At 41.6% G+C, this 12578-nt stretch carries 11 protein-coding genes; 7 read left to right on the forward strand and 4 right to left on the reverse strand.

Going from position 1 to position 12578, the window contains the following annotated elements; all coding sequences use genetic code 11:
- Positions 1-30 precede the first annotated feature (30 nt).
- The 3 genes from MTP24_RS14775 to MTP24_RS14785 form a co-directional block, all read right to left on the reverse strand.
- Positions 31-1236, reverse strand: coding sequence for an aspartate aminotransferase family protein (locus MTP24_RS14775; RefSeq protein ID WP_243531926.1), 1206 nt, complete (start codon positions 1234-1236; stop codon positions 31-33).
- A 377-nt stretch (positions 1237-1613) separates the two neighbouring features.
- Complete coding sequence (locus tag MTP24_RS14780) at positions 1614-2777, reverse strand: HDOD domain-containing protein (RefSeq protein ID WP_243531928.1); 1164 nt, start codon at positions 2775-2777, stop codon at positions 1614-1616.
- A gap of 46 nt (positions 2778-2823) precedes the next feature.
- On the reverse strand, positions 2824-3405 hold the full coding sequence (locus MTP24_RS14785) for an aminodeoxychorismate/anthranilate synthase component II (RefSeq protein WP_010557686.1): 582 nt from the start codon (positions 3403-3405) through the stop codon (positions 2824-2826).
- Between the two features lie 243 nt (positions 3406-3648).
- On the opposite strand from MTP24_RS14785, the gene MTP24_RS14790 reads away from it, so the two are divergent.
- Entirely contained in the window at positions 3649-3891 is a 243-nt protein-coding gene (locus MTP24_RS14790; protein ID WP_006791291.1) for a YdcH family protein, read from the forward strand.
- Between the two features lie 130 nt (positions 3892-4021).
- On the opposite strand, the gene MTP24_RS14795 is transcribed toward MTP24_RS14790, so the two are convergent.
- Positions 4022-4831 carry an SDR family NAD(P)-dependent oxidoreductase gene (locus MTP24_RS14795; protein WP_203985344.1) on the reverse strand — a complete coding sequence of 270 codons (810 nt, stop codon included), beginning with the start codon at positions 4829-4831 and terminating at the stop codon, positions 4022-4024.
- A gap of 251 nt (positions 4832-5082) precedes the next feature.
- On the opposite strand from MTP24_RS14795, the gene galE reads away from it, so the two are divergent.
- From galE to glpK, 6 genes are all read left to right on the forward strand, one after another.
- A complete protein-coding gene (galE, locus tag MTP24_RS14800; RefSeq protein ID WP_010557684.1) occupies positions 5083-6096 on the forward strand; it encodes a UDP-glucose 4-epimerase GalE in 1014 nt (337 codons plus the stop codon).
- Position 6097: 1 nt separating this feature from the next.
- A complete protein-coding gene (locus MTP24_RS14805) occupies positions 6098-7162 on the forward strand; it encodes a UDP-glucose--hexose-1-phosphate uridylyltransferase (RefSeq protein ID WP_058430005.1) in 1065 nt (354 codons plus the stop codon).
- On the forward strand, positions 7152-8300 hold the full coding sequence (galK, locus tag MTP24_RS14810; RefSeq protein WP_006791295.1) for a galactokinase: 1149 nt from the start codon (positions 7152-7154) through the stop codon (positions 8298-8300). Before MTP24_RS14805 ends, galK begins: the two co-directional genes overlap by 11 nt.
- Before the next feature lie 14 nt (positions 8301-8314).
- On the forward strand, positions 8315-9343 hold the full coding sequence (locus tag MTP24_RS14815) for a Gfo/Idh/MocA family oxidoreductase (protein ID WP_010557681.1): 1029 nt from the start codon (positions 8315-8317) through the stop codon (positions 9341-9343).
- Positions 9340-10668, forward strand: a complete 1329-nt coding sequence (locus MTP24_RS14820; protein ID WP_243531930.1) for a dienelactone hydrolase family protein — start codon at positions 9340-9342, stop codon at positions 10666-10668. The genes MTP24_RS14815 and MTP24_RS14820 overlap by 4 nt, the downstream gene beginning before the upstream one ends.
- A gap of 204 nt (positions 10669-10872) precedes the next feature.
- The gene (gene glpK / locus MTP24_RS14825; protein WP_243531933.1) at positions 10873-12375 is read left to right on the forward strand and encodes a glycerol kinase GlpK; all 1503 of its coding nucleotides are present in this window, start codon (positions 10873-10875) and stop codon (positions 12373-12375) included.
- The last annotated feature ends 203 nt before the right edge of the window (positions 12376-12578 follow it).

A 12578-nucleotide genomic window follows, 5' to 3' on the forward strand; every position in this document is an offset into this window, starting at 1 on the left:
GCTTGCCCTCGGTAGATTGGCTAAAACAGCTTATGCGTTTACTACGCTTGCAACTGCTTTTTCAAAACGTGCCATACCTTCGCGAATATCCGCTTCTGGGATAACAAGAGACGGTGTAAAACGAACAACATCAGCACCTGCCACTAATGACATTAGACCTTGTTCAGTACCGGCTACTAAAAATTCTTTAGCGCGGCCTTTGTATTGCTCATTCACAACAGCACCAATTAACAAACCTTTACCGCGAATTTCGCTAAATACGTTGTATTTTTCGTTTACCGCTGCAAGGAGTTCGTTAAATAAAGCTGCTTTTTCTTTTACACCAGCAATTACGTCGGGTGTGTTAACAGTATCAAATGCGGCTTCGGCAACAGCACATGCAAGCGGGTTACCGCCGTAAGTAGAACCATGAGTACCTACTTTTAGATGCTGTGCAATATCTGTTGTAGTCAACATTGCGCCAATTGGGAAACCACCGCCTAATGCTTTTGCTGAAGTTAAAATATCAGGTACTACATTTAAACCTTGGTATGCGTACAAGTCACCTGTACGGCCAACACCTGTTTGTACTTCATCGAAAATAAGTAGCGCATTGTGTTTAGTACATAAATCGCGAACTTGCTGAGCAAACTCGTCAGTTGGTGAAACAATACCGCCCTCACCTTGCAGTGGTTCCATCATTACGGCACATGTTTGGTCGCTAATTAGCGCTTCAAATGCGGCTAGATCGTTGTAATCACAATGTACGATGTCACCCGGCTTAGGACCAAAACCATCTGAGTATGCCGCTTGGCCACCAACAGTTACAGTAAAGAATGTACGACCGTGGAAACCTTTATTAAATGCAATAATTTGTGATTTTTCTGGGCCAAATTTATCAAGTGCAAAACGACGCGCTAATTTAAGTGCAGCTTCGTTTGCTTCTGCGCCAGAGTTAGCAAAGTAAACTTTTTCACCAAAAGTGGCATCAACCATTTTTTTAGCGAGGCGAAGCGCCGGTTCATTAGTCATAACATTTGATAAATGCCAAATTTTTTCGCCCTGTTCTTTTAATGCACCTACTAAAGCAGGGTGACAGTGGCCAAGACAGTTAACAGCAATACCACCAGCAAAGTCGATAAACTCTTTGCCTTGTTGATCCCATACGCGAGAGCCTTCGCCTCGAACAGGAATTACGCTTGAAGGTGCGTAGTTAGGAACCATTACGTGATCAAATAATTCGCGATTGACTGTCATTTTATTTCCTCTTAATTGTGATCTACACAAAGCATAAATAAGTGTTTGATTAAAAATATTAACCAAGCTTTTGAGTACGTTCAGGTGTCTGTTGGGTACAAAAAATTGCTTTGTGGTTCAATTTTCAGACGCCCATTATTTCAGAATTAGTGGTAGCTGTCTCGTTAAAAACTTTCATGTAACCCTTGAAAATAAAGGGCTTAAGATATTATTTCATAGATAGTGAATAACTATTTGCATACCTAAACACACTTATTTTTTATTAACTAACCGCATCAGTAGTGACCTGCATAGGCTTTTACCACTAAATAACTTTACGGATGAATCAGTGGGAATGAATGAATAGTCGTAAAAAAATTAACAAAAAATTTAATTTTTTAGTCAATTTGAATAGCAAGATTGGTAAAATTGCTTGTTTGAAGGGTTTTTAGTTCCGTTTTAGTGAACTGAAAATACGAAAACCACGCCGCCGTTTCGTCGGGCTCAATTAGTTGGTGTTCTTTTAAAGTTAAGTACTGGGAGTAACACCGCGCTTTTAACATGACCTGCGTTAACGGTAAGGCACTATCGCCTTTATTTACGCCATTTTGTAGCTGTTCCATCACGCCTTTAAATGGCAAATATTTAAAGGCCATTTTGTCGATGACTCGCCCACTGACCTGAATTGACTTATTGCACAGCAGTGTAGTTAAAAATAAAGGGTCGGGCTTTAGCTCTAATAATGCTGTGTGAAGGTCTTTTTGGTTTTCTTGACGTGCTATTTGTACTTTTCGTTGCCAAACCTGCTCAAAGGTTTTTAAGTACAAACGTACTAACGTAATACGCCCTACATCTAATAACATACCCAAGGTAAATGCGTGTATCTCGTTTACGTCGTTTATTTCTGCAATTTTTTGCGCGGCAATGGCGTTGGCCATTGCGCTGTCTCTGAGCCTACGTTTTAGTAACGAAAAAGGCTCGGTACTGTGGGGCATCCAATGGCGAACTGCAAATGTGGGAATCACTAACTGTAAGTTATCAAGCCCTATGTAACGCAGAGCAAGTGCGGGGCTGTCTACTTTTACCGCGGTATTTTTTTTACTACGCTGGTTTCGGTAATACGGGAGGTTAACCAACGTGACCAATTCGCGCCCTAGCCAGCTTAAATCGTTTACTAACGGCTCTAAACGGCCAACTGAGGCCGACTTTACAGCTAATATATCTAAAATAGTGGCAACGCTGTCTTCAATCCCTATTGTGGTTTGAATCACTGCGTCCATATCTTCGAGCTGTTTAAATATAGCTGTTTCAATTACTTTATGAAGCTGTTCGCTGGCTTGTGCACGATACTTATGATGAGCGGTACTTGTTTGCTTACGCTTTTGTTGCGCTGACACTTCAACCTGCAACAAGGTACGCTGCTTCATAGGCTCGCCGTAATCAATATCTAAGGTATGAATAAACCCAATTTGCTGATGCGCAAAACTATGACCCAACAGCAAATCGTGTCCCCGTTGATCAAGTATTTTTGCTGTACGCTGTTGTTGTGCAAGTTCAGTCATAGTGCTCGTTAATTAGTAATTATTGAATACGTTTAGTGTTATTAGACTAGAAGCGAGTTAAAAAGTTATCAAGCAGCGTTAATCCCTGCTCGGTTAAAATAGCTTCCGGGTGAAACTGCACCCCTTCAATTGCTAACTCCTTGTGTTGCATGCCCATTATTTCGTCAAACTCACCTTGCGGTGTTTGTGTCCACGCTGTTATTTCAAGTTCGTTGGGCAACGACTGCGCTTTAACCACCAGCGAGTGGTAACGACAAACCGTTAAAGGATTAGCTAATCCTTTAAAAACACCTTTATTGGTGTGCGTTATGGGAGATGTTTTACCATGCATTACTTTTTTAGCGCGCACTACATCCCCGCCTAAAGCTTGGGCAATCGTTTGATGTCCCAAGCAAATCCCTAATATAGGAAATTGGCCTTTTAGGTGTTCAACTACACTTAACGATATACCAGCTTCATTCGGTGAGCAAGGACCCGGAGAGATAACTATATGCTCCGGATTAAGTTGTTTAATTTGCGCAATGCTCAACTCGTCATTACGTTTTACTAATACGTCTTGATCCAATCGCTGAAAGTACTGCACTAAGTTATAGGTAAACGAATCGTAATTATCGATCATTAAAAGCATGTAATTAAGTACTCAATAAAGATAGTTATCGGGAGTATTTAGGCGTGTTGCATTCTAACCCAAGCTGTTATGAGTGTCAGTGATTTGCAACTAGATAAATAGTAATTCCCTCTTTAGCATGACGTAACACTTACTTACCCTATTAAATTTTTGATGCGAGTGGTTGAATTCCCCTTATTTAAACCCAAGCTCATTAAGTGACAGCTTATTTTGTATAAGCTTATTTTTTACTAAGGAGCGACTATGTTAGGCGAAGACCATTCATTAACAAACGACTTTCCTGAGCACATAAACACGATAAATACGTTGAACAAAAGTGATGCTGACTTTGCAGAAAAAGCCGAGCAGTACAATAAACTAGATAAAGAAATAAGAATATTAGAATTGGACGGTGCGCCTATTAGCGATGAGCAAATGCACCAGCTAAAACACGACCGTTCTGAATTAAAAGATTGGTTGTATCAGCGTTTAATAAGCGCACAATAAATATAAAATTCCAAAAACAAAAAAGAGTTCGCCATTTTAAAGTGGTGAACTCTTTGTTTGTCTTCAATAAAACTTTATACGGTGTATAACTAGGTAATACACTCTATAACCAGCGCTCAAATTGCGTTAGCTATATTGCTAGCTGTAATAACTTTAAATCGAGTGCATCTATTAGCTGTTGATTTTTAGCGTCATTCAATGCATCTGCATGAGGGGCTGAAAAGCACTCAGCGTCATTATCAAAGTAAAGCCCTGTTGAATTACTAAACTCATCGCTTAGTGCAGCGCGGCAAAATATATCGGCACCTAACTTTAAATCGCCGCCATTAAGGCCGTATGCGTCTTTAACCATTTTGCTGCCTAGTAGCGACTTAGGGTTAACCGATACCACCAATGGACCATTACCCTTAAGTTTTATACCCATATGACGCGACCACATTGTAATTGCCAATTTGCTTTGTGCGTATGCTGCGTTATCTGACAAAAAGCTTTGCCCAATCAGTGCATCTAAGTTGACTGTTGCTTGCGCCGCTGACGACACATTAACAATTCGCCCTTGGGTATCAAAAAGCGGTAATAGTAAAGTTGTTAATAAATAAGGCGCTAATGTGTTTACTGCAAATCGTGCATCAAGACCATCTGCAGTTTCAGGGTTGTCGAGCTTAAACACACCTGCATTATTAATAAGTACATCTAAGTGTTTATGGTCGGCTGTTATTTGTTTAGCCAGATTACGCACTTGCGCCATTTCACTCAAATCGGCCACGTAAGTTTGTGTGCTTGCTTGCGGATAATCGTTATTGAGTAAAGAGTGTACTTTATTGAGCTTTTGCGCATTACGCCCGTGAAGAAGAACGGTATGACCTTGCGCTAGCAGCATTTTAGCTGTTTCAAACCCAATGCCATCTGTTGCACCTGTGATTAAAATTTTTTTGTTCATACCTAGCTCCATGTTATGTAATACAGCGCTTACACATTTAACGAATTACGATTGTGAAATAATAGCATTGCCATCTTTGAATGATAATTAGACCGTTGTTGAATCAGTTTATAGAAAGTATTAATAAAGTGACGGCAATAGCAGTGAATGTTTTTTAATCATTTATTTGAATTTTGAACAATTCATAACTATTGTTTTTAAACTTCCTTAATAGTAGTATTTATCATATAAATATATTTTCGAGAAAACACATGAAAGTTTTAGTGACTGGCGGCATGGGTTACATAGGTAGCCACACATGTATTGCATTACATGAAGCAGGCATTACACCTGTAATTTACGATAACTTATCTAATGCGAGCCCTCGTGTACTTGATCAACTCGAAAAAATTACAGGTACACGTTTTGAATTTATTTTAGGCGATATTCAAAACGAGCAGCAGTTTAAACTTGCGCTTAAGCACACTCAGGCTGAGGCTGTATTTCATTTTGCAGCGTTAAAAGCGGTAGGTGAATCGACCGAGCAACCACTACGTTACTACCAAAACAATGTATCGGGCACATTAAGCATGCTACAAAACATGCAAGATGAAGGTGTTAATCATATAATTTTCAGCTCATCGGCCACTGTTTATGGCGAGCCAGACTACCTGCCTATTGATGAAAAGCACCCAATACGCGCAACCAATCCTTATGGTTGGACTAAAGTCATGGTAGAACAAGCCATGCAAGATGTATGTAATGCCAACAGCAACTTTATGGGCATAGCACTGCGTTACTTTAACCCAGTAGGCGCACATCCAAGTGGTTTATTGGGCGAAAGCCCAAATGGTATTCCAAATAATTTAATGCCATTTATTGCTCAAACTGCGGTAGGTAAACGTGAGGTAGTTAATATTTTTGGTGACGACTACGATACCGAAGATGGTACTGGCGTGCGCGATTACATTCACGTTTTAGATTTAGCTAAAGGCCATGTAGCGGCATTTATGCAACATAAATCAGATACCGCCTTTCATGCATACAACTTAGGCACAGGCCAAGGTTATTCAGTGCTTGATATGATCAACGCATTTAGCGCATCAGCAGGTAAAGCTATTCCGTATAAAAGTGCACCGCGCCGTGCAGGCGATATTGCCTGCAATTACGCTGATGCCACAAAAGCGCAAAACACCCTTAACTGGCACGCAGAACTAACACTGAGCGACATGACCAACGATACATGGCGCTGGCAAACTAATTACCCAAGTGGGTTGGAGAGTTGATATGGCTTTATTAGAAAGTACTCACAGACGTAAAAACCCGCTAACGGGGCGCTGGGTATTAGTTTCACCGCATCGTAATAACCGCCCATGGTTAGGCGCAACCGAAGCCGTTAACGAAACAGTATTGCCAAAGCATGACGAAAGCTGCCCGCTTTGCCCAAGCAATACACGAGCAAATGGCGACAGCAACCCAGACTACAAATACACCCATGTTTTTAAAAATGACTTTGGCGCACTAACGCCCAATGCCAGCGAACAATCACAAAGCGTAGAGTCAGATAGCGATTTATTTATTGCTGATGAAGCAAGCGGCGAATGCCGCGTAATTTGTTTTTCGCCAGAACATAACAAAACATTACCAGAGCTTGAGCACGATGCCCTGCATGCCGTAGTAAAAACGTGGAAAGACAACTATACCGAGCTTGCACAGCAATACGAGTGTGTTCAGGTATTTGAAAATAAAGGCGAGATCATGGGGTGCTCGCAGCCCCATCCGCATGGCCAAGTATGGGCGCATTCGCACCTATCTACCGAAATAGAAGCCGAAGATACTCAGCAGCGTGCTTATTTTGATAAACACGGCACTGCTATGCTTGCCGACTATGTAAAAAAAGAACAAGTCGATAAAACCCGTGTCGTATTTGAGAATGAACACTGGCTTGTTGTGGTGCCTTTTTGGGCAGCATGGCCATTTGAAACCTTACTAGTAACTAAAGACAACATTCAAAACTTTAGTCAGCTTAGTGATGTACAAACCGATTCACTCGCTCAGGCATTAAAAGTATTAACCACTAAATACGACAACGTATTTAACTGCAGCTTCCCTTACTCTATGGGGTGGCATAATGCTCCAGCAAATCGTGGCTCTGATGAGCAACACTGGCGCTTACATGCACACTTTTACCCGCCACTACTTCGCTCTGCCACCGTTAAAAAACACATGGTTGGCTACGAAATGTTAGGCGAAAGTCAGCGCGATTTAAGCGCAGAAACAGCCGCGTCTATTTTAAAAGCAGCAAGCACTACACACTATAAAAATACAGCAGGACACACAGATGAAGCTTAATGAATTTCAACACCACTTTTTATCACTGTACGGTGCCCCTGCTCAGGGTATTGCAGCTGCACCAGGACGTGTAAACCTAATCGGTGAGTTTACTGACTACAACGACGGCTTTGTATTTCCGTGCTCATTAGAATTTCGTACCCAAGTGATGTTTAAAGAGCGCGACGATAATACAATTACCGTGCAGTCACTCAATTACCCAGGCGAGCAAGACAGCTTTAACGTTGACGAACCGATTAGCGAAGGTCAATCGCAATGGGGAAATTATATTCGCGCCGTTGCATTCGTATTAAAACGCGCAGGCCACACCTTACGCGGTGCTGATTTACTTATTGATAGTAACTTACCGCAAGGTAGTGGTTTATCATCATCGGCAGCATTAGAAGTGGCTGTGGGTGGTATGTTTAACCATATTGCACAGCTTGGTTTAAGCGAAGAAAAAATTGCACTACTAGGGCAAGAAGCTGAAAACGACTTTATGCATTGCCAGTGTGGCATTATGGATCAGCTCATTTCGGCAAAAGGCGAAAACGGCCACGCATTACTAATAGATTGCGAAAATTTGGCAACTAAGTCTGTGAAAGTGCCTGATGACTTAAACATTGTTATTGTAAACTCTAACTACCCACGTAAATTAGTAGACAGCGAATACAATCAACGCCGTATTGATTGCGAACAAGCTGCTGAAAAAATGGGAGTTAAAACACTTCGCCAAGCAACGATGGCTAAGCTAGATGCTGTTAAAGCACAACTTAGCAATAACGAATACAAACGTGCGCACCATGTAATTAGCGAAAACGACCGTGTTATCGCCGCAACTACAGCATTACAAGCCAATGATATGGAGCAACTTCGTGAATTGATGGCTGCATCGCACCAATCACTTAAACACGACTTTGAAGTAACGGTACCCGCAACGGATGGCTTAGTAGAAATATGTAAAGAAGCCATGGGTGAGCGCGGCGCAGTGCGCATGACCGGCGGTGGTTTTGGGGGAGCAATAGTGTGTTTATGCCGCGATGCAGAAGTACCGCTAATTAAAGCCGCCGTTGAAAAACATTACTTTGAACGCTTTAACTTATACGCAGATATTTATGTGTGCTCAGCAGGTTCAGGGTTACAAATAACGTCTTTTTAAAAGTAGGTATCAATATGGCAAAGGTTAACTGGGGTATTATTGGGTGTGGCAATATTGCTCACACCTTTGCTAAAAGCATTGCGCATTGCGCTGATGCTCAGCTTATTGGCGCAGCCTCAACTAGTGAGCAGCGCGCAAACGAGTTTGCCACACATTATTCAATTAAAGGCTATGAGAGCTACCAAGCCCTTATGCAATGCCCAAACATTGATGCTATTTACATTGCAAACACTCACGACCAACACTTTCAAAGCATCGCCCAATGCTTGATGCATAATAAGCACGTACTAAGTGAAAAACCTATTACCGTTAATGCACAGCAGTTAAAAAACTTAACCGCACTGGCCAAGCAAAAAAATTGTTTTTTAATGGAAGGAGTGTGGATGCGCTTTTTACCCGCCATTATAAAATTAGAGCAGCTACTAAGCGAAGCAGCTATTGGTAAAGTACATACCGTGCAGGCCAACTTTAGTTTACCCGGCACCTTTGCCAACACCCACCGCTTAATGAACCCAAATACAGCCGGTGGCGCTTTGCTTGATTTAGGGATTTACCCGCTATCGATTGCTGATGTGGTTTTTAATAAAGCACCTGAAAAAATCAGCTCATTTGTGCATAAGGCAGATACAGGTGTAGATGCGCGAAATATTACCATGCTCGATTATGGTAATGGTCAGTTCGCACAACTTAGCAGCGCACTTGAGCAAAACGGTCCAACCGAAGCATGTATTACCGGTGAATATGGCTTTATACGCATACCTTGGTTTGTAGGTGCAAAAGGTCTTGAGCTTCATATTAATGGGCAAGCTATTCAACATTTTGACTATCCATTTAGTGATGATGAAAACTTTAAATTTGAAATTGATCACGTTACTGAGTGCATATTAAATAAACAAATACAAAGCTCTATATTACCACTGAGCACAAGCTTACGGGTTATGACGATGATGGATAGCCTAAGAGACCAATGGCAGATTGAATATAGCGCGACTGTCGAATCTCATGACATAAATAAAAATACACGCAACAAGGATACACAATGACAACAACACACCGTTTAAAAACGCTTTCAAAAGCAATGTTATTAGCCACGGCCAGTTTAACAACCGGTGCGGTATTTGCCGAATCAAATAAGCCTGAGCAACTTTATCCGCCAATAACCAGCGAAGTGCTCCCTGAATTAGCAGCTAAAGGCACCTATAAAGTAGGTGTAAAAACCCTAGACTTAGTTAATCCAGCGCAGTTTGATCCCACAACGCAAAGCCAAAAAGATCGCCCTTTAAAAGTTGAAGTGTGGTATCCAGCAGATAGTAAAGCAAACAAACCACTAACTAGCTACACAGACATAACTCGCTCAGGCAAACAATTTACCTTACAAGCCGATGCACAGCGTGATGTTGATATAAGTAACGCCGATAACTACCCAGTTGTAGTGCTTTCGCACGGTTATACCGGCTACCGCACAATTATGTACTACCTTGGCGAGCACTTAGCCTCGCATGGCTACATAGTTGTTGCACTTGATCACACAGACTCCACAAACGCCCATGTAGATTTTAAAAACGCGCCCTTTGCGGGCTTTTTTAGCACCTTGATTAATCGCTCACGCGATCAGCAATTTGTGATTAATTATTTTAACGAACAAAGCAACTTTGCAAGCGAGCAAGTAGATCAAACTAGCGCAGGTGTTATTGGCTACTCTATGGGTGGATTTGGTGCGGTTAATACAATTGGTGGTTGTTATGCCTTTAACGAGCAAACTACAGCCATGTTTACGGGAATGACTGACCCTGCTCAAATTAAACAAGTACAGCAACTACTTAATAGCTGTGCAGGCGGGCAATATCAAAACCCGCAAGTAGACCCTCGTATAAAAACAATGGTGGCTATCGCACCTTGGGGTGGACAACATAACTTATTTGACGCTAAAGCAATGAAAAACATTAAAGTGCCTTCACTTTATATTGCAGGTGACTTAGATGATATTTCTGGTTTTGAAGGCATTAAAAATCTTTACAACCAAACTGGCAGTGCCGACAAGTACATGCTTACTTATAAAAATGCCCGCCATAATATTGCACCGCACCCAGCCCCTGCTATTGCCCAAAGCAGTAGTGAATTAGATTTAGGTCATTACTACGAGCCATCGTGGTCATTGCGCACCATTAACGAAATAAATAAACACTTTGTACTTGCCATGATGGATTGCCATGTAAAAGACATAAGCAGCCAGTGTAAGTACTTAGATTTACCTCAAAATGGCGACCAAGCCATTGTTGATGGTAAGCCACTACCACAATGGTATGGCTTTGATAACCGCTTCTCATCAGGTATGGATTGGCAACAAAGTAAACCTCGTAGTAAGTAATACTTAATTTAAGCGGCTATAAAACTTGATAGCCGCCTTCGCCTTAAAACCAGACTGAAATAAAAACCTTTTATATAAATGAGTTAACACACAATATAAAAATGTTTGTTTTTTAATCGGCTATTTTAAGAAAAAACCATTGCCATTAACCTTTGTTAAAGGCAATCTAGTCATATATAAGATAAGATAAATAACACAAATATCATGTCAAAATACATACTCTCAATTGATCAAGGAACCACAAGCTCTCGGGCCATCTTGTTTACAAAAGATGCAGACGTTTTTGGGTCAGCACAACAAGAATTTTCACAGCATTTTCCAAAAAACGGTTGGGTTGAACATGACCCAAACGATATTTGGCAAACCGTGCTTAGCACAAGCCGTGAAGTGTTATCTAAAAACGACGTGAAGCCTGATGAAATTATTGCTATTGGTATCACCAACCAACGCGAAACAACCTTGGTATGGAACAAAAAAACCGGTAAGCCAGTGTATAACGCCATTGTTTGGCAAGATCGCCGTACCAGTGATTATTGCGAAAGCCTAAGCACTGACGAACTTTGCCAAACGATTAGCGACAAAACAGGCTTATTGCTCGACCCTTATTTTTCTGCCACTAAAGTACGCTGGATTTTAGACAACGTAGAGGGCGCACGTGAACAAGCCGATGCTGGCGAACTGGCCTTTGGTACCGTTGATACTTATTTATTATGGCACCTAACAGGTGGACAAGAGCATCGCACCGATGCCACTAATGCCTCGCGCACCATGTTATTTAATATTCATACACAGCAATGGGATCAAGAGTTACTCGACTTATTTGGTATTCCTGAATCTATGCTTCCACAAGTAATGGATTCAGCAGACGAGTTTGGCTCAACCAGCGAAGATATTTTTGGCGCGCCAATACGCGTATGTGGTATTGCAGGCGATCAGCAAGCTGCGCTTGTTGGTCATGCTTGCTTTGAACAAGGTATGGCTAAAAGCACCTATGGTACGGGCTGTTTTTTAATGCTGAATACGGGCGAAAAAGCCCTTACATCTGAGAACCGCTTACTGACTACGGTTGCTTATAGATTAAATGGCAAACCCACTTACGCCATTGAAGGCAGCATTTTTATGGCGGGAGCCACTATGCAGTGGATTGTTGAAGGCTTAAAACTGTTGAGTCATGCAGGCGAAAGTGAATCACTAGTGAAAGATGTACCACTTGATCATGGGGTATTTTTAGTGCCTTCGTTTACAGGTTTAGGCGCACCCTATTGGGACCCTAACGCACGTGGTGCAATTTTAGGCTTAACACGCGACTCTGGTATTAGCACTATTGTTGCCGCAGCTTTGCAATCGGTGGGTTATCAAACCAAAGATTTACAAAAAGCAATGGAACGTGATGGACTTCGCCCAAGTGTACTACGTGTAGATGGCGGTATGGTTAAAAATAACTGGGTACTCACCTTTTTATCTAACATTTTAGGTGCAACCGTAGAGCGTCCAACGGTCACCGAAACCACCTCGTTAGGCGTTGCTTATTTAGCCGGCTTGCAAGCAGGTATTTACGAGTCAACTGAGCAACTCGCTAAAATGTGGACCTGTGACCGTCGTTTTGAGCCAACAATGGGTGCTGATGAACGTAATGATTTATACGCAAAATGGCAGCACTGTGTAGCGCAAGTTCGGCTATCTAGCGACGATTGCCAACAACAGTAATGTATGCAGCCGCTAATGAAATTTAGCGGCTTTTAAAGCAGGCCTAACGCTATTTAAAGGCGCGTTTTACGCAGTTTGATTTTAAAAAGATCAGGCTAAAAAATTTAAAATCAAAAAGCACGGTTAGCTATTGTCAAACACTGACGGTCGCTTTATGATGACATATATCTTATTTATATTACAAATAAAAAGGTTAGCTCACA

This window comes from Pseudoalteromonas sp. APM04 (assembly GCF_022809815.1).
GTDB classification, from domain to species: domain Bacteria; phylum Pseudomonadota; class Gammaproteobacteria; order Enterobacterales; family Alteromonadaceae; genus Pseudoalteromonas; species Pseudoalteromonas marina.